Origin of the sequence: Methyloglobulus sp., assembly GCF_040079455.1 — a bacterium.
Classification (GTDB): Bacteria; Pseudomonadota; Gammaproteobacteria; order Methylococcales; family Methylomonadaceae; genus Methyloglobulus.
Map to the genome: position 1 here is coordinate 1 of NZ_JBEBKJ010000066.1, position 21,086 is coordinate 21,086.

General features: G+C 45.6%; 23 protein-coding genes and 1 pseudogene. 8 read left to right on the forward strand and 16 right to left on the reverse strand.

Going from position 1 to position 21,086, the window contains the following annotated elements; all coding sequences use genetic code 11:
• The first annotated feature begins 590 nt into the window (after nt 1–590).
• Entirely contained in the window at nt 591–1,616 is a 1,026-nt protein-coding gene (locus tag ABL924_RS13400; RefSeq protein WP_349027599.1) for a caspase family protein, read from the forward strand.
• Nucleotides 1,617–2,069: 453 nt separating this feature from the next.
• Here ABL924_RS13400 and ABL924_RS13405 read toward each other — a convergent pair whose 3' ends face one another.
• Together ABL924_RS13405 and ABL924_RS13410 are read right to left on the reverse strand one after the other, a co-directional pair.
• Nucleotides 2,070–2,366: a CHAT domain-containing protein gene (locus tag ABL924_RS13405; protein ID WP_349027600.1), complete on the reverse strand. Its 297-nt coding sequence runs from the start codon at nt 2,364–2,366 to the stop codon at nt 2,070–2,072.
• A 124-nt stretch (nt 2,367–2,490) separates the two neighbouring features.
• The gene (locus ABL924_RS13410) at nt 2,491–2,724 is read right to left on the reverse strand and encodes a hypothetical protein (RefSeq protein WP_349027601.1); all 234 of its coding nucleotides are present in this window, start codon (nt 2,722–2,724) and stop codon (nt 2,491–2,493) included.
• A gap of 35 nt (nt 2,725–2,759) precedes the next feature.
• Here ABL924_RS13410 and ABL924_RS13415 point away from each other — a divergent pair, with 35 nt between their 5' ends.
• Nucleotides 2,760–2,987 carry a hypothetical protein gene (locus tag ABL924_RS13415; RefSeq protein WP_349027602.1) on the forward strand — a complete coding sequence of 76 codons (228 nt, stop codon included), beginning with the start codon at nt 2,760–2,762 and terminating at the stop codon, nt 2,985–2,987.
• A 360-nt stretch (nt 2,988–3,347) separates the two neighbouring features.
• Here the strand turns inward: ABL924_RS13415 and ABL924_RS13420 are convergent, their stop codons facing one another.
• The 3 genes from ABL924_RS13420 to ABL924_RS13430 form a co-directional block, all read right to left on the reverse strand.
• Nucleotides 3,348–3,800 (reverse strand): RES domain-containing protein, encoded by a 453-nt coding sequence (locus ABL924_RS13420; RefSeq protein ID WP_349027603.1) that lies wholly within the window; start codon nt 3,798–3,800, stop codon nt 3,348–3,350.
• Nucleotides 3,800–4,228 (reverse strand): antitoxin Xre/MbcA/ParS toxin-binding domain-containing protein, encoded by a 429-nt coding sequence (locus tag ABL924_RS13425; protein ID WP_349027604.1) that lies wholly within the window; start codon nt 4,226–4,228, stop codon nt 3,800–3,802. Before ABL924_RS13425 ends, ABL924_RS13420 begins: the two co-directional genes overlap by 1 nt.
• Before the next feature lie 157 nt (nt 4,229–4,385).
• Nucleotides 4,386–5,051 carry a tyrosine-type recombinase/integrase gene (locus ABL924_RS13430; protein ID WP_349027605.1) on the reverse strand — a complete coding sequence of 222 codons (666 nt, stop codon included), beginning with the start codon at nt 5,049–5,051 and terminating at the stop codon, nt 4,386–4,388.
• Between the two features lie 173 nt (nt 5,052–5,224).
• On the opposite strand from ABL924_RS13430, the gene ABL924_RS13435 reads away from it, so the two are divergent.
• A complete protein-coding gene (locus ABL924_RS13435; RefSeq protein ID WP_349027606.1) occupies nt 5,225–5,356 on the forward strand; it encodes a hypothetical protein in 132 nt (43 codons plus the stop codon).
• Nucleotides 5,357–5,361: 5 nt separating this feature from the next.
• Here ABL924_RS13435 and ABL924_RS13440 read toward each other — a convergent pair whose 3' ends face one another.
• The 8 genes from ABL924_RS13440 to ABL924_RS13475 form a co-directional block, all read right to left on the reverse strand.
• A complete protein-coding gene (locus ABL924_RS13440; RefSeq protein ID WP_349027607.1) occupies nt 5,362–5,868 on the reverse strand; it encodes a DUF1993 family protein in 507 nt (168 codons plus the stop codon).
• 25 nt (nt 5,869–5,893) lie between these two features.
• Nucleotides 5,894–6,415 (reverse strand): SDR family NAD(P)-dependent oxidoreductase, encoded by a 522-nt coding sequence (locus ABL924_RS13445; RefSeq protein ID WP_349027608.1) that lies wholly within the window; start codon nt 6,413–6,415, stop codon nt 5,894–5,896.
• Nucleotides 6,412–6,894 carry an SDR family NAD(P)-dependent oxidoreductase gene (locus ABL924_RS13450; protein ID WP_349027609.1) on the reverse strand — a complete coding sequence of 161 codons (483 nt, stop codon included), beginning with the start codon at nt 6,892–6,894 and terminating at the stop codon, nt 6,412–6,414. The genes ABL924_RS13445 and ABL924_RS13450 overlap by 4 nt, the downstream gene beginning before the upstream one ends.
• A 94-nt stretch (nt 6,895–6,988) precedes the next feature.
• Nucleotides 6,989–7,471 (reverse strand): hypothetical protein, encoded by a 483-nt coding sequence (locus ABL924_RS13455; protein ID WP_349027610.1) that lies wholly within the window; start codon nt 7,469–7,471, stop codon nt 6,989–6,991.
• A 111-nt stretch (nt 7,472–7,582) separates the two neighbouring features.
• Entirely contained in the window at nt 7,583–8,359 is a 777-nt protein-coding gene (amoC, locus tag ABL924_RS13460; RefSeq protein WP_349027611.1) for a bacterial ammonia monooxygenase, subunit AmoC, read from the reverse strand.
• Nucleotides 8,360–8,384: 25 nt separating this feature from the next.
• On the reverse strand, nt 8,385–9,608 hold the full coding sequence (amoB, locus tag ABL924_RS13465) for a bacterial ammonia monooxygenase, subunit AmoB (RefSeq protein WP_349027612.1): 1,224 nt from the start codon (nt 9,606–9,608) through the stop codon (nt 8,385–8,387).
• A gap of 27 nt (nt 9,609–9,635) precedes the next feature.
• Complete coding sequence (gene amoA / locus ABL924_RS13470) at nt 9,636–10,379, reverse strand: bacterial ammonia monooxygenase, subunit AmoA (protein ID WP_349027613.1); 744 nt, start codon at nt 10,377–10,379, stop codon at nt 9,636–9,638.
• Nucleotides 10,380–10,434: 55 nt separating this feature from the next.
• Nucleotides 10,435–11,538, reverse strand: a complete 1,104-nt coding sequence (locus ABL924_RS13475; protein WP_349027614.1) for an L-dopachrome tautomerase-related protein — start codon at nt 11,536–11,538, stop codon at nt 10,435–10,437.
• A gap of 167 nt (nt 11,539–11,705) precedes the next feature.
• Here ABL924_RS13475 and ABL924_RS13480 point away from each other — a divergent pair, with 167 nt between their 5' ends.
• Both ABL924_RS13480 and ABL924_RS13485 read left to right on the forward strand, forming a co-directional pair.
• Complete coding sequence (locus ABL924_RS13480; protein WP_349027615.1) at nt 11,706–12,323, forward strand: TetR/AcrR family transcriptional regulator; 618 nt, start codon at nt 11,706–11,708, stop codon at nt 12,321–12,323.
• A gap of 209 nt (nt 12,324–12,532) precedes the next feature.
• A pseudogene (locus ABL924_RS13485) lies at nt 12,533–13,843 on the forward strand (IS1380 family transposase).
• A gap of 340 nt (nt 13,844–14,183) precedes the next feature.
• Here ABL924_RS13485 and ABL924_RS13490 read toward each other — a convergent pair.
• The 3 genes from ABL924_RS13490 to ABL924_RS13500 form a co-directional block, all read right to left on the reverse strand.
• Entirely contained in the window at nt 14,184–15,290 is a 1,107-nt protein-coding gene (locus tag ABL924_RS13490) for a Fic family protein (RefSeq protein WP_349027616.1), read from the reverse strand.
• Nucleotides 15,291–15,632: 342 nt separating this feature from the next.
• Nucleotides 15,633–16,871, reverse strand: coding sequence for a DUF2235 domain-containing protein (locus ABL924_RS13495; protein WP_349027617.1), 1,239 nt, complete (start codon nt 16,869–16,871; stop codon nt 15,633–15,635).
• A 216-nt stretch (nt 16,872–17,087) separates the two neighbouring features.
• Entirely contained in the window at nt 17,088–18,371 is a 1,284-nt protein-coding gene (locus tag ABL924_RS13500; protein WP_349027618.1) for a hypothetical protein, read from the reverse strand.
• Between the two features lie 421 nt (nt 18,372–18,792).
• On the opposite strand from ABL924_RS13500, the gene ABL924_RS13505 reads away from it, so the two are divergent.
• The 3 genes from ABL924_RS13505 to ABL924_RS13515 all read left to right on the forward strand — a co-directional run.
• Nucleotides 18,793–18,996 (forward strand): hypothetical protein, encoded by a 204-nt coding sequence (locus tag ABL924_RS13505; protein WP_349027619.1) that lies wholly within the window; start codon nt 18,793–18,795, stop codon nt 18,994–18,996.
• 102 nt (nt 18,997–19,098) lie between these two features.
• Nucleotides 19,099–19,773: a TonB-dependent receptor plug domain-containing protein gene (locus ABL924_RS13510; protein WP_349027620.1), complete on the forward strand. Its 675-nt coding sequence runs from the start codon at nt 19,099–19,101 to the stop codon at nt 19,771–19,773.
• A partial coding sequence (locus tag ABL924_RS13515; protein WP_349027621.1) for a TonB-dependent receptor occupies nt 19,757–21,086 on the forward strand: 1,330 nt, incomplete at its 3' end. The genes ABL924_RS13510 and ABL924_RS13515, both read left to right, overlap by 17 nt.

Consider the following 21,086-nt stretch of genomic DNA (forward strand, 5'->3'; position numbering starts at 1 on the left):
CGCTCGCGCTCCAACTCCGTCAACACGCCCGGCCCCTACGGCTACGCGGGGGTCGTCGTACACCGCTCCACTCGCGTTACGCTTCCGTGTACTCCTTCCTCGACAACGTCCAAGGACTACCAGCCCCATATTTTCATTTATCTCTTCTACTCCTCGTGCGCCATTTGCCGATTTTTACAGTTAGTTAAAACGATACACCTATATATATCATTTACAAGTGAAAAATTACCTTTACTTCAGGTTAATTTTCTAAACTAGGCTAAAAAGAAGAGGCTGAAAAAATGGAGAAAGAGGCAATTATTGATTCGACCCTATGATTTTTTAATTCCCGTTGGTCTTTACAACCTAAAGATCATTTATGCCCTTGAGGCTACAAGTGCGCTAAGGGTACGAACAGCTCAAACATTAAAAGGCCGAATCAAAATATTGCTTCACCCAAATAAGAATGTGAATTATTACCTTGTTATTTATTCTACAAGGTCTTAGTATCAAAAAATGCTACGAACAGTTTTACGCTATTTGTCGTGTTAAATGACCATAATTTGGAACCATTATTCGAGCTAATGACTATTTTTCCTGAGGGGGCTAAAATGATAGAACACCATCAAAACAATTCGGTTGTAAGCGTAGATAACCATTTAACACGATTAAATAGAATAAGCGGGATAATAGGTTTAAATTTTAATTATTCACGCTTATTCCCCTCTTATTTTTTAGCCCTAAGACAATCGCACCCGCAAAATTTAATTCTTACTTTTGCCTTACTCTGCGGGTTGTTATTTAGCCAAACCTCATGCCATGCCCAGCTTAGCCAAAGCGAGATTTGTCCTGTGGGACAAGCCGTGCAATCCAAAGACGGTATCCGCAGGTTGGCATTACTCATTGGTGTCGGACAGTATAAAAGTCCAAACATCCCTGATTTACTGGGGCCACCCAACGATGTCCAGCATTTCTATGGCTTACTGACTAATTCTAAAGGTTATGGTTTTCCTAAGGAAAATGTCTGCGTTTTGCTGAATGAAAATGCTACCACGGCTAATTTCAAAAAATTTTTTACTGAAGCACTGGTTAATCGTGCCCAAGAGAAAGATGAAGCGGTTGTTTTTTATGCCGGACATGGCTCGCAAGCTGAGGACACCAATAAGGATGAACCTGATAGAATGGATGAGACTTTAGTCTTTCATGATGCGCGTAGTGATGGCATCAGCGATATGCTCGATGATGAATTTTATCAACTGCTACAACAACTTTACGCAAAAACCCATCATATTTCTGTCTTTTTAGATTCTTGTAATTCCGGCACTGCCTTAAGGGGCGACGAAGGCTTTGTCGCCCGCTATGTTGCGCCGGTTAAGGCAAAAAAAGCTAAACGGCTGGCTTCACCAGTGAGTCGGAGCATTGATGATAGTGCGACAGGCTGGGTGGCTAGCTCATTGCCTGATGCGGTATTTTTTACTGCCGCTTCTGACGGGACTAGCGCATTGGAGAAAGGCGGGCGCGGTATTTTTACCGACGCGCTAATTACCACTCTAGGCCAAATTGGCCCTAATAAACTCACTTATGCACAAGCCGCATTAGAAAAACTACAATGGCTGGACTACAAAGCTATTACTTAAATTACAGTTTCATAATAATTTGCACACCCACCGGCCAAGGTTGACTACAATGCACTCTCACAAAATGCGGCCGACAAAGCCAAATAATTCAATGCATTGGTTGAAAATTGTTAAGTATCTCAGCGCGTGGCAATGAGGTCGAAACCATTAAATCATTCATTAATGCCGGGGTTGAACTCGGAAAAACAATTAATGAGATGGATGTGGTTAACGTCAGGAATTATTCCTAACGCTGGAGGGGCTGCGTTGGAAGCCTTATCAAAGTATTTAATAAGTTGTACTAGTCTCAAACCTGATCGGACAGTTACCGAATTTTTAGGGTGCCTACCAAGTTAGATTGAGACTAGTACAAATAAGTTTTTCTGCTATTTACAATTTGTTCAGAAACAGTTCCTTTCTCAGTAAAAACAATAAAAGGCACCCATAATCTTAAGTCATTAATTTAGTGCGAATTTACAACATAGATGCCCTTAATGCATCAGATGCATTACTCTTGCCTTCCAAGTAAATTTTGATAAAACTTGTCATTAATTCAGCGGTAACCTTATCGTCAACATTCCATAAACTAACCACCACTTCACCAGCCCCTGCAATTTTGAACGCACGCGCCAACCCTATGATGCCTGCGTCTTCAATCTTGCCTAACCCCGTTTGACACGCACTTAGCACTACTAGTCTTGCCTGACGAAGAGAAAGGTTTTGAATTTCTTTTGCAGCTAGCCGACTTTCATTAGCATTTGCACATGACAAGGCGTCGAGCACTGGTTTGCAGGGCTAGAACTGGGCGAGGACGCGATCCCTGACGAGACCACAATCTTAAATTTCCGGCACTTGCTGGAGGAACACAACCTGACCAGTGCCCTCTTTGAAGGGGTCAAGGCGTACTTGGGTGAGCAAGGCTTGTGCTGTCGGGCGGCAGCATCGTTGACGCGACCATCATCCACGCGCCACCCTCGACCAAGAACCAAGCCAAGGCGCGTGACCCTGCGATGGGTTCGACCAAGAAAGGCAACACTTGGCCTTCCGGGATGAAAGCCCACATCAGCGTGAATGCCAACAGCGGCCTTGTCCACGCCGTCGGCATCACCACGGCGAACGACCATGACAACAGCGTCATCGGCGAACTCATCCGGGAGGATGAGCATGCGGTGTTCGGCGACAAGGGATATTACAGCGAGCAAACCAAGCGGAACAGGAAACAGCCTCGGTCAGGACAAAAGTGGAGTATGTCTTCCGCGTCGTCAAGTGCCCGTTCAGCTACCGGAAGACCCGTTACAAGGGGCTCGCCAAGAACGCAGCGCAGGTGTTTCGCTGATGGCCTTGGCGAACGTGTACCAAGCCAGGGCGACTTTGCTGGCGGCTACAGGATAGCTGCGCCTAGGCCACCCTAGACCGGGCAATCAGGGTATAAACAACCCGTTGGGCAGTGCGTTTTGTCCCAGTTTGAACCTGAAATGATAAATAAAGGAATAAGAGACAAAAAACGATCATATTCAAAAGCAGTTTCACTATAACCAATTTGGTATTCATTTTCTGTGAAATATTGCCTTGAAATATTTGTAGGTCTGCTTTTGCAGTCTCGAAGATTTTAATTTAACAACTTTCAACTACTGCTTATAGCCGATCTTTCAAAAATGGTTGATATGAGCCACAGTCCGGTTTAGAGAAGTATCCATAAATTTTCTATCTTATTGTTTTTATTTGCATTGTAGCCAACTATGCATTTTCTGCTTATTCGAATAACCGCCTATCCCAAATGACTTCCTTAGGTTCTGAAACAATCAATTTCTTGGCATCTGGATGAATTGGATTAACTAATGCGTTTCGATCCAATTTCGCAACGACTGAAGGCACAATTAATATGGCTGACTTCGCTTCCTTTAACCATTGATCCCCAAAATCTCTAGCGGGGGTGCTGTTTTCAGAGTCCCACCCTTCAGGAAGGCTGTTTTCATCAGCAATTTGAATTGAAACACCGTCAGGCACGACCACAATAACATAGCGTTGAGTTGAAGGAATCCGCCCAATGTTGGCGTGTGCCAGAACTTCCAACAATGCACAAGAATAAGTCAAAGAACCATAGATAACCGGTTTTCCTGGGCTGTTCCATCGACCGCCAATCAGTGCCGCTCCGGTTCCATCCCAAATGGGATGCCGCTCGTCAGCTATCCTGAATAACTGCACTAGGCAGCAATTCCATAATATAATTGCCAGAGCAATTCTTCGACCCGGCGGGCACCCAGTTCAGTCAGGGATACATCCAGCGGGGCTTGATCTTGTAATAGCGGATGCGGCGTATGTAAAAATTGTCGGGCATCATTGTCCGTATTCCAGACGTATTGAGCTGTCGCATAGATTCTGGCTAGGCGTTCGGTACGTTCTGATTCCTCGGCACTTAATTTGTCGCGGCGGCGCTTATAGGTTGCTTCAGGTATTATCCGGTACAAAAGTTGTTTGCGCTCCTCGCTATTCTTGCCAACATTGTCCACAATGGCTTTCAACGCATGCTTGGGCAAACCAAGGGACACCAACTTATCCAGTTCGGCGAAAGTATGGGGAACTGGGATTATTGACATTATGGAAGCGATTTTTTCTGGCGTTACGAGCAACATATTTTGACCCTTTAAGTATCATTTGCTTTATTATAATGAAGCATATGATACTTTTAGTCAATTTTTCTTTACAAAGCCTATCCGCTCGAAATAAACATCTAAATTTCTTGCTATGTAAGTGACCGAGTGTTATTTGGTCACTTACAATTACAGCAAATTATACTTCCGTTTGTTCAGCCATTTCCAAGGCATCATCGACCTCTATACCCAAATAACGCACGGTACTTTCCAGTTTGGTATGTCCTAAAAGCAATTGCACCGCTCTGAGGTTCTTAGTCCTTCGGTAAATCAATGATGCTTTTGTCCTGCGAAACGAATGGGTTCCATAATCGGCAGGGTTAAGCCCGATGCTGGCAACCCATTTCTCCACTAACCGTGCATATTGCCGTGTGGTGATATGGGGTGAACCATGAATACGACTCGGAAACAGGAAGTCTTCGCTTTTGAGTTTAGCTTGCTTTATCCAGTCCGTAACTGCGGTTCTGGTTTGTTCGGTAATTTCGAATTGTACCGGTTGATGGGTTTTTTGTTGCATGACCATCGCCCGTTTTGATGCCTGTTCACCATGGGCGACATCACGGACTTTCAGTTTAACCAAGTCACAGCCACGGAGTTTGCTATCAATGGCCAGGTTAAACAAGGCAAGTTCCCTGGAGCGTTTGCCAAGTTGAAGCCGGATTCGGATTTCCCAGACTTCTTTCAATTTCAGGGGAGGTTTCTGCCCCATCAGCTTGCCTTTGTTCCAAGGCTCTTTAGTTGATTTCTGTATTTTAATCTGGGATTGTGGGTTGAATTGGGGATCAAGCATAAGTTCTGTGTTCATGGCACATACTCCATTTTTGTTGAGGGAGTACGTTAGACTCAATTGCCTATTAAAGTATTCTCAATACCCGACATTCAAATAATTCAATTTTGGCTAAAAGTGAATGTGACAGTCCGACCCACTGCAGTCTGTGGAGCAATTTTTCAATTGTTCCTGAAAGCAAGCATACATCAATGATGGGAATCATGCGGCAGGTTATGCCGCGCAGGAACGCCGGTGCTTCTTTGGGTTCAGTGTGGCTAACCGCGCCCTACGCTGGGGTTACGGCCGTACGCGGTATTATGCCTAAATTGACCTGCCGCTAGCCATATCAAAAGCCGCCCAAATAATCCAGTTTGCCTAGTTCAACCCCGTTATGGCGCAAGATTGCGTAAGTGGTGGTGATATGGAAATAAAGATTGGGTAGCACAAAATTAAGCAGGTAAGGCAAACCAATAAAATCTCTATCAATTCCGCGTATTTTAAAAGTGATGGCAAGGTCCTCGCTGCCCTTGATTTGTTCCGGGGTTAAGCTTTGGACAAAAGCAATGGTCTTGGCAATGCGCGTTTGTAAGTCGGCAAACGTGGCCTCATTGTCTTCATAACTGGGCACTTCCAACCCAGCCAAACGGGCAGCGCAACCTTTGGCCATATCTGTGGCTATTTGGACTTGCTTGCTCAGTGGGTACATATCCGGTGCCAGTCGGTAATTTATGAATACTGTCGGGTCTATGTTTTTCGCTTTTGCGTGGGCATCGCCTTTTTCGAGTATTGCCGACAGGTTGCCCAGCATTTTGACGAATACGGGTATTGAGGCTTGGTGCATATCAATTGGCATAATGTTCTCCGTTGTCAGTTAAAATTTACATGCCCACAAATTGGCGTTCCAGTGCCTTGGGGTTTTTCGCCCATACTTCGCTTACCTGCAAAGAAGTCGGATCTGGAAAAATATCTTCCTGGTCGGCAATAATACCTGCAACAATGTTTTCGGCAGTGACCTGTGCGCTTGTTTTCGGCATGTCCAATCCTTTAGCCATGTCAGTATCAATAGGCCCAGGAAAAACGCCATGCACCGAAATGTTTTTGGTTTTTAATTCTGTACGCATCGCCTGGGTCGCTGAGAAAAGTGCCGCTTTAGAAGCGCTGTAGCCCGCGACACCTGCCATGCTGGCAAGGCTAAGTACGGAAAGTAGATTAACAATGGCACCCCCGCCTTGTTTTTCGAGCACGGGAATAAAGCTTCGGGACAGACGCTGAAAATCTTGGAAACGTAGCGCTAGCGGAGTGAAGATTTTTAGTCCCCAGAAGCGATAGGGCTGGGCGATTCCACGTAGCGCAGTTTGCGGAGTGGAATTGCAAAGCATTCCGAAATCGCGTCGAGTCATTGCGCAACGAGTTTTATGCCCCTTGCTGGGCATAAAACGAGGGTAGCAGGACGGCTGGGGCTGCCGCGTACCCACGGGGCATAAATAATTTTTGCCGATTTTTCGAGCAGGAGCCCGGAAAAATCTTTCGCAAAAATAGCGGCACTATCATTCAATGTGCCAAAATAATTGACTTCCATATCCTGTTTAAGAAGGCAGCTTTCTCCCGACACCACGCCTGCGTATGACAATACCCCGGCATTGTTAATCAACATATCAATATCCTGTGCTTGTGTTACCGCTTCCTGGATTTGTTTAGGGTCGCCAATATCCAGTTTGATAGGCACTACCCGTCTATCGTTGAAGGTTGGTAAATCTTCAATCCGGCGTGCCGCCGCATATATTTTCTTGACAGGTTGTTTGAGCAAGGCTTCAACAAGGGCTTTACCAAGGCCACGATTAGAGCCGGTCACAAAGATGGTTTTGTCATCGAGTTTCATAAGTCATTCCTTAAAAAGATTGATATAAAATGATTTGATTGCTTAAAATATTCACGGGTGCTTGAAATTGATTAGGTGATAGAGTAAGGATGCGTCATCCAATACTCAATTTTCGATCAAGTCCGGCACCCATCGCTAGGCGGTTAATGCAATTTACGACCGAACATAAACAAACCAAGTCGAGAACATCGCGTTCACTCCAGCCCACCGCAAAAATTGGCTCAACATCGGCATCATTAATCTGCCCTGGGGTTAACGTCAGTTTTTTTATAAACGTCAATATTGGCGTTAATTTCCCAAGTGTTAAGGTTTTTTTCTTGCTTGCATTCGATTGATTGATGTCCTGCCCATCAACATCCACATCAGATGCAAATTCCTCAAGGGTTAAACCACCGGAATCTGGGGCATTCAATGCTGAGACATACGTAATGACCATTTCCTGTACCCCTTTATTTAACGCAGAGCCCTTACTTTTGCTGTCCTCTAATAGCTTGAACAACAAAATGCCCCGACGCGGATATTTTGCAAGCAACTCTTTGAAAATTGGGCGTTCAGGATTTGCTGATAGAATTGACACTTATTCTCCTTTGACGCTTATTCAACATCTGTAACGTAATAACAAGGTTGGGCATTCAACGTAAAATCGGTCTCAAGATGACCATTCCCTCACCGAATGAGAGAATCAACCTTACTGGTTTTCCAGCGCAAATTTGTCCAGCAACACCGACATACGTGCGATGATTTGTAGGATCGTTCCTTCTAGTGCCAAGGCGAACCAGACTGAAATCACGAAACCGTAATGCACGGGCGAAGCGAAGAGTTCCTCCCGAAACCAGAAGGTATGCCCCCATTCGTTGTAACCGACTGACGGCAAGAGCATGAACGGGCCGACGACAGCCAGCGTTAACGGCACCGATATTTTTTTCTCGTACAACGGCAGCCTTGTCCGTGCATACAACCAAAGCCCCATACCCAAAATGGTATAAAGTGGAAAGCCCAGGTAAAACACCACAATATGGTTAGGGGTGAACGGCGTGTCACGTACGGCGGCCTGGTGCCACGCATTGTCCTGTTCGCCAAAATAACTGCCCGCCCAATACACCGCCATGCCGTAAACTCCACCCCACATGATGAAGGTAAAATAACGTGTGATTTCTTCACGGGTTGACAAGGCTTGCATTTGCTTGTCGCGTGTAAGCCAAAGGTAGCTTGCGATTGCCATTGCTAAAATAACCTCCAGCGTGATTTCTATATAAAACAACCTTCGCCAATAGACGTCGAATATCGGCATGGTTGAATCCAATCCGGTATCCATCGCATAAGCGCCCTGGTACAGCCGTATGCCGACATACATGGCGCACACAGCGAAAAGGGCAAGGCCGTATTTGTAACCATCCCGCAAGTACCAATATTGATTAGGGTTGGCAGATAAATTGGCTTTTATTTCTGATGCTTGGGTTGACATGATTCACCTCTATTTTAGGGTTAGATTAATTAGTGCCGAAGTCAGGTATGACAGGCGCAGTTATACTGGCTAAATAGCGTTCGCCTGCGTTGTCATAGAAAAACAACATCGCCCCGAAATTGCTGTCGGTGTCTTTGGTGATGCTGGCCAGTTTTTGATTGTGCCAAGCGACATCGCTCGCGTTAATCGTGAGCGTAGTCGTTGTTCCTGGGGCAATGGGGGAGTTGGGTTGCACATCAAGGCCTTTTTCGACCGCAAGCTCTTTGGGATAGTTGCTGTCAAAACGCTGCAACGCCGGATTAAAAAACCGTAAAGTTGCCGAATTGAGTTCACCCAGTTCGACTGGCTTATCGGACTTATTGGTGACTTCCATTGTAAGTTGTAAGGAACGCTGCGCGACCACATAAGTCGCCCGTTTTGTTTTGACAACGACATCGTGTTTCATCGGCAGCGGCTCAATTTCTGTGCGGCCTGTTTGCAACGGGATGCTTTCTGGATATTTCTGGTCGGCTTGGACAAAAGAGATGGTTATCAACACTAATGTGCCGATAATGCCGAAGCCGCCCACTTTACGGTCCAAAGGCGTAATTAAAGTGTCTTCATCACCGGCAAGGGTTTGTTTGTAGCGCGGAATAAACATTGGCCGACGTAGCCACCATAGCAACCATATAGCGGCTATTCCCAGCCAGACCAAATGCCACATTATGCCATTGGCAGTGCCGTAAGTTTCCAAATCGACGGTTTCGCCAGCCAGGGTTGTGACCGGATTCTTGAAATCCGCCGCCGCACCTTGCACGTCTATCCACATCCCTGGCCCCACAATCACGCCGATGTCCCGCAAGTTCATCATGGGATGGATGTGATAACGCCCTGGCACCCGTCCTTTAAGCACCAACTTGAAGTCATAATCGCCACCCAGCTTTAAGGCCATCGAGTTATTTACGATAGCCCCATTGATGTAGGTGGCGGTACGTACCAATACCGGCGTGGGTATCGCCAAATTAAGGAAAGCGGAATCCGGTTTCACCATCGAGTTCGGCCAATCCTCCGCTACATGAAACCGTCCGCTCAAGACGATTTCTTGGTTTACATCCACCGCGTTCTTCGACCATTGGATGTCGTACCATTGGATAGTCCGCATCCGTATGAAGGGTTCCAGTGCGCGTTCGCCGTGGGCAAAGAGTTCGGGGCTGAACAGCAATAGGGCAAAAACCCCAAATTTAATGATTCGCTTGGTTATCATGTTCATAGTGTTATCCTTGGTTAAAGCTTGGGATCAAAACTTGTCGATAAAGCGGGTGGTCGAAAACAGCTTGCCGATATACGACCATAACCCATACAGCGGTACGGCAAGCACGGCGGCACAAAATGCGGACAGCGGTGTTGCATAGGTGTCGTAAGTACGCAGCACACCCCGTTCGATGATGCGGAGATATTCCGGCACACCCGGGCGGATATAGCTGTAACCCGACACATCGGCCAAGGTCATCAACGAACCGTTATATTCCACAGGCTGGTGGAAAGGCGCAAAGATCGCCCAATTGGCAGGGTAAAACACGGCACCGAACAACATGCCGCCTAATATGGCCGTGACAAAAAAGCTGCGGCTGGTCAGCAAGACAAAATCAAGCAATAAGGCACCCGGAATCAGCGTTGCCGGTAACACCAGGTTAATGGGGTAATTCGTCCAGAGATGGTAGGCAAACCAGCGGGTAATAGCCATCCCGAGCAACAAACAAACCGTGCAAACTGTCGCCCCAATCGGCAAGCGCAGATGTTTCCATAAGCCATACTGGATAGCCGCCGGAAAGCTGATGCCCATCAGCGGCGTGACTATTGGCCACCATTGTCGGTCTTTCCAGTCCAGCCAGAAATCCCAATCACCCACGGTCAAGATCATCGACAAGTGGTAAGTGCCGATGATGACCAACAAAATCGGAACCAATAAGAGAAAATCGAAAATTCGTGAAATCCTTGCAATTTCAGCGGCTTTACTGATAGTTATGGATTGAGAAACCATGTTGTCACCTCATTGAGTTAAATTAGTTACGAATACAAAGTTTGAATAATTATTGTTAATGGCCTGGGACACCTGCATTCAAGGCGTTTATTTTGAGTATTAAAAAGGGCGGCTTTGCAGTCTTCTCGCCTGCATTCAGCACTGCTGACCGGTGCAGTTGGTTGACTACGGCAAATAACTCCCGACCAGCACCAAAACTGAACGAATCCACCCAAGCCAGTTCTTTGGACTCAGCCAAGTGCTTATATTGACGGTCAGGCGAAATAACCCCGATAGCATTCGCCGCCAATTCACCTAAGTAGATGTTATTGGCTTGGTCTATGGTGATGCCGTCACAGAGCGGCTTGTCACTATAGCGTTCGACATGGCTAGCCAATTCGGAATCTTGCGCTTTAAGGTTGGCCAGTTCTTGCGCCTTAATCCGGTATAAGCTCGTCCCTGACATCGCGCCGAAATATAGCCACTCATTGTTATGATCCAAGGCAATGGGATTGACGCCAATCGTCGGTTTTATGAGAGTGCCGTCGTCGTTCTTGATGGCAACCTGCCTGCCTTCAACCTTGAGATAGATCGGCTCTGGTGTGACACTTGAATGGCCTTGCAGCACCCGCCGTGCCGATTTTGTGTTTAAGTCAACGACAATGAACGCGGCATCTTTGCCATTGGCCGGATCAGCGATGTAAATGCGTTGGCGTTGCTCGTCGATGGCAAAATCATTCACAAAACTGCCTTTCACCGACACCGGAATCGGCAGTTCGATCACCTGATGCAGCTTATTCAGGCGGCTATCCCAAGCAACCAGCTTGGGTACGACATTGCTACGCATCCCGTTATCCAACATCCAAACAATGCCACGGCTATCCGAACGGATGCCCAGCACGGAATCTAAGCGCACTTTTTGGCTTAATTGATATCGGTCATTTAACTCCTGGTTAGGGAACGGTGTTAAATTTCCATCTTTGCTCACCTCCGCAACTGAAAATTTAGGCTGATAAAATTGGTGAAGGCTGACAATCATCCGACCATCCACGGTAACCGTAATATTGCCGGGCGCAACTTCTACTTTTTTTAAAATTTCATAAGGTTTAACGTCCCCAGACCAGACTGGCTGTGCGATTAAACCTAACAAACCCAAAATAACTATAAGCATGTTTTTCATATATTTATCATATTGTTATCCGTGAAATACAACATAAACCTGATTGTAAGCTGCCCAGTTATGGCGTCTTGAAGACAAGACATAAAGCATCCTTTTATTTAGATGATGTATAACATCTAAATAAAGATTATACTTGTCATCTATAAATGTCAATAGGAAATTAATCTATGCGGCGTACCAAACAACAAACCGCTGAAACGCGTCAACAAATTGTCAAATCGGCTTCCGCCTTATTCAGGGAACGTGGTGTTGATGGGGTGAGTGTCGCCGAAGTCATGGACAAAGCCGGACTGACGCACGGCGGCTTTTACAAGCACTTTGAATCGAAGGAAGCGCTACTGACTGAAGCCATTGCGGATGCGTTTGCTAATTCCATGTGCGCTTGGGAAGAAACGATAGCAAAACAGGCGGATGGCCAGCTTACCATCCAGGCCTTGATCAATTTATATCTTTCTGAGAAACATTTAAATGACACAGCCTTCGGCTGCCCTGCGGCGGCGTTAGGCACGGAAATAGCCCGGTATGTGGGTGGCTCAAAAAAATGTTTTGCCGCAGGCGTTAAAGGAATGATAGGAGTATTTGAAAAACACTTAGAATGCGAAAACGCTTCTGATCGGAAAGACCTAGCGGTGACGACCGTAGCCTGCCTTGTCGGCACGCTGATGATTGCCCGTTGTGCGGAAAACGACAAAACAGCACAAAGTTATACAGAGGCATCAAACAAAACCCTGCTGCGGTTTTTATCTTCCCTCAATCCACGAGTGATTGAAGGCGCGAAGCATTAGCGGGTATTTTGATATTTGAGAAAGGAAGTTCCAAAACACTGGGATTAAAAACTTGGCAAATGGGTTTTGAGTTTGACCCAATTTCGCGAACACTACAAAGCGTCATCTTTAGCAACCAATGATCTATATTTAAGCCTAACCCGAATATCCCATGAAAAAAGCGGACAAATCCTGTAGAGTTCTATAAAATTCAGTTGCTTACATTGAATATGAACAAGGACTTGCCCGTGACAAACTGTACCGCAACCAAAATAGAATTTCCAGCTTTTAAACGCCGAAAAATCGAAGCCCGATTCAGTGGCGGAGCTATCACCAGTGACGGCGGTGTGTTGCTATTGAGGAGCATTGATCAGCGTTTAAAACTGACCGCACAGGTTGCTGCGCTGATCAGTGACCCGAGGGATCCGGACAGAATCCAACATCAGGTGGTTGATTTGCTACGGCAACGGGTTTATGGGTTGGCGTGTGGTTACGAAGATTTAAATGACCACGATACCTTGGGCAACGATATTGCCTTCCAGACCGCGGTCGAAAAGGATCAGGTTTTGGGTAGCCGTTCAACCTTGTGCCTATTTGAACAACAGGCGGATCGAATGCTCATGTGGCGACTCCATGAGCAATCGCTGGAACAGTTTGTCGACTCTTTTCCCGCGCCGCCGGAATCCTTAATCCTCGACTTTGACGCTACTGACGACCTGGTGCATGGGCAGCAGGAAGGCCGGTTTTTTCATGGTTATTACCGGCATTATTGTTTTCTGCCGCTCTATGTCTTTTGTGGCGATCAGTGTCTGTTGAGTTATTTACGTCCCAGCAATATTGACGGTGCCAAACACAGTTGGGCGCTGTTGGCCAAACGCTTGCGCCTGCTTGGCCTGACGTTTCGATTACGTTGCGTGGGGACAGCGGCTTTTGTCGGCATAAAATGTTGGGCTGGTGCGAGCGCAATGGTGTCAGTTATATTGTCGGATTGGCCCAAAACCCGCGCCTTAACCGGTTAAGCCAACCCTGGGCAGATCAGGCCAAGAGCCAATTTGAAGCCCAGCAACAAAAACAACGCCTGTTTACCGAACTGCACTACCAAGCAGGAACATGGAAGCGCCAACGCCGGGTTATCCTCAAAGCCGAACACATGAGCCAAGGCAGCAATCCACGCTATATCGTCACCAATTTGTCGGGCGACTCGCAACACCTTTACGAAAAGGTCTATTGCGCCCGGGGCGAGATGGAAAACCGGATCAAAGAGCAGCAGTTGGACTTGTTTGCCGACCGCACCAGCTGCAGCCTATGGTGGCCAAACCAATTCCGGTTGCTATTGTCGACGCTGGCTTATACGCTGATGGCGGCTATTCGCAGGACATACCGAACTGGCACACGCAACTTGCGGCACAATTCGGCTGAAACTTTTTAAGGTCGGCGCCGTGGTGATCCGCAATACCCGGCAAATCCGGCTGTTACTCAGCAGCAGTTATCCTTATCAAATGTTGTTTCAATCGGTCTGCCAAAAACTATGCCCTGATTGACCCAATAGTGTGCTGTTCCCGGCACGTTAAACAAGGGGGCAAGGGCAAGCTCGCCTGAAAAATGGTAAATACCTTTCAATACAGGCTTATGGCCTCCATTTGTCGGCAGAACACACCGGATTCAAATTTTCTGACCATCTTGCTGAAACTTTGAATGGCTCATGAAATATGTGGGCTAAACATCCTCTTAAACTTCTGCTTAGGTGGGAATTTGTTGCTTGTAATCTATTTGGCGATGGACTGCTCTTGGCCGATCTTCCCAAAATGGTTGATATGAGCCAATGTCGGCTATGGAGTAGCTAATATTACTATCATAAATTCAATAAGTTAAATTCATTTTTTAACTTTCAAGATTAAGGGAATACCGGGTATGTTTACGTTCCCCTATTCTTAACAATGCCCCCTTCATCACCAAATCTTGCAAGTCGCGAGTTGCTGTCGGACGGGTTGTACCGGTAATACTCAGGTATTTTTCTGCACTTAACCCGCCTTTGAATCCTTCCGGGCCTTCTCGGAACATTCTAGACAATACCTTCTCCTGGCGGACGTTGAGTTGTCCTCTCAAACGGTCATACAGTTTGGCTTTTTTTATCAGAAATTCAAGCCTGACTTGGGTATAGCTTTGCGCGCTTAATACGGTATCCGCAAAATAGATTAACCAGGCTGTAATTTCATTGTTTTTGTTGGCTTGTTCAAGAGCGGTGTAATAAACCTTCTTGTTCCGCTCTATGGTGTGGGCAATAGCAATAAGCGTAGGTTGCCCCAAACACTGCGCCAAGGCTTTCTCGGCAATAGCCCGACCGATACGGCCATTGCCGTCCTCAAAAGGATGGATGCTCTCAAAATAAAGGTGGGCGATACCGGCTCGCACTAAGGCGGGTAAGGGTGATTTTCCGTTGGGTACTGTCTCATTAAACCAAGTAATAAACCTATTCATTTCTGCCATGACTTGGGTCGATGGCGGTGCTTCATAATGTATTTTGGGCGAATGAATTGGCCCAGATACTATCTGCATAGGCTCTTGATGGGTTCTGTATCGCCCGATGTCATTGAGGTCACGCCTGCCATTAGTCAACATGGTGTGCCAATTGAACAGCGTGGCGTGAGATAGCGGCGATAAAAAACCCTGATACAAATCCACCATGACCTGCGCAATACCTTGTTCGGCAGGTGGAATCTTACGGTTATCAGATACTAATCCGAATTGGCGGCGGATGGATGACTGCAGGCTATCACGATCCAAATATTCACCCTCAATTTCAGAGGTTTTTAAAGCTTCATTGCTGATAAGTTCGATGGTTAACAGATTTTTTTCTTCTTCGTCAAGATGCTTGAAGGCGCCAAACAACAGGCCTGCACCAAGCAATAGCCTGTTGTCATAACCAACGAGAGGTATTTCTTCGTAACTAAAATGAGGCCAATCGGGTTGTTGCCAGTTCCAAGCCATGAGTTATATCCGTAACTTTTATAACTCATATTAATATATTTTATGATTTATAAAAAGATATTTTATTCATCATCCTCGATAATTGAGTCCTGTACCATCATTTTGTGAGATATATATTTCTAAATGGAATCCTCCATACCGGCCATTTAAAAAATTGATTTTTTCATTTTGATGAACGTGACAATCGACCCACTGCGGTCTCTCAGTAGAAAATATAAAAAAATCCTAAGCAGACCCTCAATGAATTTTTAGAAACACGTATCTAGCAAAACTGTCACATTTTCTCACTCTTTAAAATAATTTTTTTTCCGAAAATTCGGGATAAGAATCCACAAATTTTATCTATTGCCAACCTTTGTGCGGAAAAAATGTCATATTTTCATGATAAACATTTTGCAAGCCTAAATCGCTACCCACGCTTGAATGTAGACAGATGAAACCCTTTCGCCTAAATTTATCAAGAGGTCTAGTACCCGATGGCTTACAGGTTAGTTTCTTCGTCGGGCCACAATCAGAAGCCCGATTTTCGTTGTTTAATACACGGCGTGGAATATAATCACTGATAGGCCAACCTTTGGAACGAGATTCGTGCAATTCCAATAAAGAATCTGCCTTTGAGTCTTCGGATAAAATTATGCTTTGACCTGTTTCATTTAATAGTAGGCCTGAATTACTGGCTTCCCTTAACATCCATCTCAGTGGAACTTCAGCCGTGCGTTCTTCATCGTCACCGCCGCCAACATCTGAATGATAGCCGCGAAACCAAACTTCCTTGATTTCTTGCTCTTGAAAACGATTGTCAAATCCATCCGGCTCAATACAACTTTGGTTTTTAAGATCGCAGTCTAACCAACCCCAAGTTGTATGGACAAACCATGCCCGGTGTTCGTGAATAGCCAAGGCATGACAGATTTTTTTAACGATTGGATTATGTCTTAGATGAGGCAAACTAATGGGGTCAACTCCGCCGTAAGATTTGACCGTATCCCATATTCCTAGAAAATGAATTTGGCATTCCCGTACTTGATAACGGTCTTTATACTCTTGAATAAGTTTTTTATTGGCTTCGTCATTACTGTGCGGCTCATACAGTTTATAAGCCGTTGCGAAAAATTTATCAAAATCGATAGAGTTGTCAGCTATTTGTTGTGACGGCAAGCCGCATCGATATACTAATCCGGCAAGGGCGCGAACGGTAAAGGCACCTCGGCTGAAGCCAAACAGATAAATTTGATCCTGCTCGCCTTCATATAGCTTGGCAAGTTCCTGATACATTTCTTTTAGGTTATCAGGAAATCCAGTGCCAACTAATAACCCGCCTAAACGGGATATTGGCTCGATGTATTTATACGTTGGTTTTGGAAGGATAATCAGGCCATCCCTTTTGACTCCAGGTTCCTTCTTGAAGGCTTTGACTTTTTCCACCAATTTGGGATTGGTACCAATGCCTTGGTCATAACAAACAACTTGCTTAACAGGATTATCCAGTCTCACTGATTTGATCAAACGAGTAACATTTGAAATCTGTTTGGCAAAGGTGTTACCGGTTCCATCTGAGCAAATAACAATATTTTTAGCCATTTTTCAGCCCCTCTGGTTCCTTCGTAGATTTTATCTATCTAACTTTTCTACGCTTGCGTTTTTTTAATTATTATTTGGCCTTCAAGTTCGATTTTGATATATATAGTTTACGAAACTGGCCGGCTTGTTTGTTTCGTTAGGCGATATTCGCTATTATTCATACGGTGGTACCTCTGGTGCTTTCCGCCATTATGTTAATAGCTGAATTAAACGCCGTTAACGCGGACGATGGGGTAGACCGTAGTTGCCACTTCTGCTAATTGCCGGGTGGGTGTGTGTCCCACCAGCTGGACAGACAGATACTTCTGACTGTGGACCAAAGAAAAGGCCTTGGCACTTATTACACCAGCGCCATTGGTCTTGTCTGCTGGAATCCTCGCGGACATTGTGAGGTAGCCCGTAGTTGCCGCTTCTGCTAATTGCCGGGTGGGTGTGTGTCCCACCAGCTGGACAGACAGATGCTTCTGACTGCGGACCAAAGAAAAGGCCTTGGCACTTATTACACCAGCGCCATTGGTCTTGTCTGCTGGGATCCGCCGTGGCGTTGTGAAACAGGCTATAATTGCCACTTCCGCTCTGTGTTAGTGGCGCATGCGTGCCACCGGATGGGCAGCGGGAATTGGACACATTTGCATCCTCTGGCGCGAAGAAGAGCCCTTGACATTTGTTGCAGTAACGCCAACCTTCTTGCATCTCAACGTTAACATTATTATTCAATTTTTCTATTTGAATAAAGATCGAGAAAGAGCCATGAAGGGACGGATCGTCTTTATATAGAATATCTCTTATTCCTAAACCAAGGCCTTGGGCATTCTCTGAACTAAGGAATTCAGCAGTCTGATGATTTAGAGCTATAGTAACTGGGTTGAAAGTTGTTCCTAGCGCATCATTGGGATCACGCTGCAAACCGATTGGCCTTGATACCGCTGGGGGGAAGAGCGACCAGGGGCCGAACATTGATCCAACAGTTTCGATTCCAAGGGATACCGCATCAAAAACCGGTTTACTGACCGGCCATATCCCCCCAAAGATATCTTTCGCGCGCTTTCCGTACTTCGCATCTACGCCAACCTGCCAGTTGATGAAAGCATCTAAGATATTTGGCCCTAAATCCCACTCCCAAATCGTTGGAGTAATCATGTACATGGGTGACGTTTCGTCAAGCTCACCCTCCCAAATCAAAAAAGGGGGAACCCTATCGACATTTAGTGGTAAATCCACATCTCGGAACCATGGCGTTTGTGATGGAAAACGGTCGCCAGTTTGGATGCCGCCACTAGGACGCCTTGTTCCTGCCTGCACGCGATTAGGAAACCGCCAAGTGTCGCCTAAAATAGCACTTTCACTGTTTAAGGTCTCAAGTACATTTCCATTCTGATCAACTTTCCTAGTATTCACAGCAAAAAAGACTTCATTGCTAAACCCATCAAAATCTAGAGGGTCATCAACGCTTTCGGTTCTACACCACAACCCATTAATCGTCAGAGCATATCTAGTCATAACACACCTCATTTATCAACAATATCAAAACCGCTAGTAAACCCAGCGGGCCAAAACGCGAAAGGCCGAAATTGATGCACTTATAATGGTTGTGTTCAGAGGCCTAACAAGAAATAACAATAATTTCTGAACATTTTTTCATTTAACATATTAGGCTCAAGCTTAAATTAATTTTTTTAAGTTGTATGTCCCGTAAATTACGGACAAGATAAGATGTGATTTGCAATGAACTGGAAAAAACTTTCCCGATAACAGATTATCGGCTCCGAGATTTGTTGTTGGTTGTGCTCTTGGGTTTAGGCTTCATTAATACAAGTAAAAGAAAGTTTTCATTTAAGTTCGAATTCGATATTATTTAAGCGTGCTTCAATAACTAAGAATAATTAATGGCATGTCCTGTGTGATACGGGAAGGAGGCTGTATGAATGCATCCCAGCAGTCCTCGATTGATAAAAATGTGATTCCCATTTGCTTGACTGCATGTTTCTTAATGTTAATTTCCTCTGTCGTAAAAGGGAATGAAGGTACAAATATCAGCCCCTCAGAAAAAAAACTGGCTAAAGCTCAACTTCAAAAACCACAAAAAATCGCAGAAACTAAGTTAAATCAAGTAATTAAGCAGTAAGAGAATATTATTGAACTAGAGCCATTAACAGTTTTCGCCTCGCCTACAGACTTAAGCCTTACCCTCCCGACTTTTGAAGAATCCCAAGCAAACCTCCATGAAGTGCCAGGTGGCACAGATTTAATTGACGGTAAAAGTATCAAAGAAGGCGCAGCCGTTTCTGTCAATGATGCGTTTGCCTATAACCCAGGCATCTATGTCGGTGATTCACAAGCAGGTATCGCTGGCGGGTCGCGTATTTCAATGCGTGGTTCTGATATCAACTCTCAAATTGTCCCAATCAGCGGGATCAAATTTTTACGAAACGGAATGCCGTTTACCAATGCGAACGGGTTTACCGATACCGAAACATTAAGTTTCAACGCAATAAAACAAGTCGAGGTCTATCGGGGTGCCAATGCCATGGAGTACGGAAGTAGCAACTTGGGCGGTGCAATCAATTTCATTACCCCTACCGGTTATACCGCTAATCCTTTTACCGTAGGCATGATGTTGGGCACTAATGGTTACCTAAATCCTACGGTCAGTGCGGGCGGTATACTGGGCAAGGGTTGGGATGCGTATGGTTCATTCTCCTATATCAATTCCAACGGTAACCGGAGCAACAGCGACCAAAAATTATTTTATGGGTACGGTAACTTGGGTTACCGCTGGAATAAAAGCCATGAATCACGGCTACATGTCGATATCCAAGACATTAACTTCCCATCAACCGTTTCCATTAACGTTAAAACAATTAAACGAGAACCCCCATCAAAGCTTGGCCAACCCCAATGACCGTCCTTCAGGCTTTCCGGTTTACCGTGTGGATTTACAGCATACTATACGATTAAATGGCGGCGGCCAATTCGATGTCAGTGCCTACAATTTCAGAAAAGATAACCGCTACTTTTTTCAGGACTTCGGTCTCTATTATGACCTGTGGCAAGATGCGGGATTTTCCTGGCGGCATCAAATTAACGGCCAATTGTTCGGCTTACAAAATAGGCTTGTTTGGGGTGGGTTAGCCCAATGGTTATGGATTAAAGACCGCGAATACCAACCCACATCGGCCAGTACCGGTTTACTGCGGTTTTATGAACGCGATCATTGGCGTAATATTGAAGCCTATATCCAAGACCAATTAAACTTGACCGATGATTTTACTTTGGTTGTTGGCGGCCAAATCAATTACCGGAGTGTTAGTTTTCAACACGAGTTCCCTGAATTAGAGCCGGCACTTAAAAGCCCAGCCGACCAGGATTTTTTCAACGTTAACCCAAAGATGGGTTTTACGTGGCAAATTAACCCTAAAGTGCAAGTCTACGGTAATGTCAGCCGCAGTTCCCAGCCACCGCCCTTGCTTGATTTAAAAGATATATTCCAATCCCCAAAGTTAACCAGCCAAACCGGCACAACAGTGGAAATAGGCACACGCGGGGGCGACGAAATATTAAAGTGGGATTTTTCTGTATACCATGCATGGCTTAACCATGAGATATTAACGGTGCCAATTCCCCCCAACTTTACCAATTTCAATACCACCAACGCCAAAAACACAGTCCATACGGGACTTGAAATAGGCTTGGAAAGCACTATCCCCTTAGATATTATCACTAACAATGACAAAATAAGGTTGCGTGGCAGTTATACCTGGAGCCGGTTTGAATTTGACAATGACCCGAAATTAGGCAATAACCGCTTACCCGGTATTCCCGAACATAATGGACGTTTCGAGGTGCTATACCAACATCCCCACGGGTTTTATTTCGGCCCCAATGTCACTGCCGTCAGTTCAAACTGGGTGGATTTTGCCAATACTTTGTCTGCTCGCCCATATGTACTCTTAGGGGCACGAATAGGCTGGGATGATGGCAAGCATTGGAAAGTATTTGTTGATGGTCGCAACCTGACTAACGAATATTATGCCGCATCCGTCTATGTCACAGGTGATGTCAATGCGCCTGACCCATTTGGACGGGGAACGGTACTTTTCAACCCTGGTGCAACACGGACGGAGTTGGAGCGCGAGCGGAAGCGTAGTCAACATGCAAGGCCATCCGACACGGCGTCAAGTCATTTGGGCAGTCGTGATGCACAGCGTACCGAAG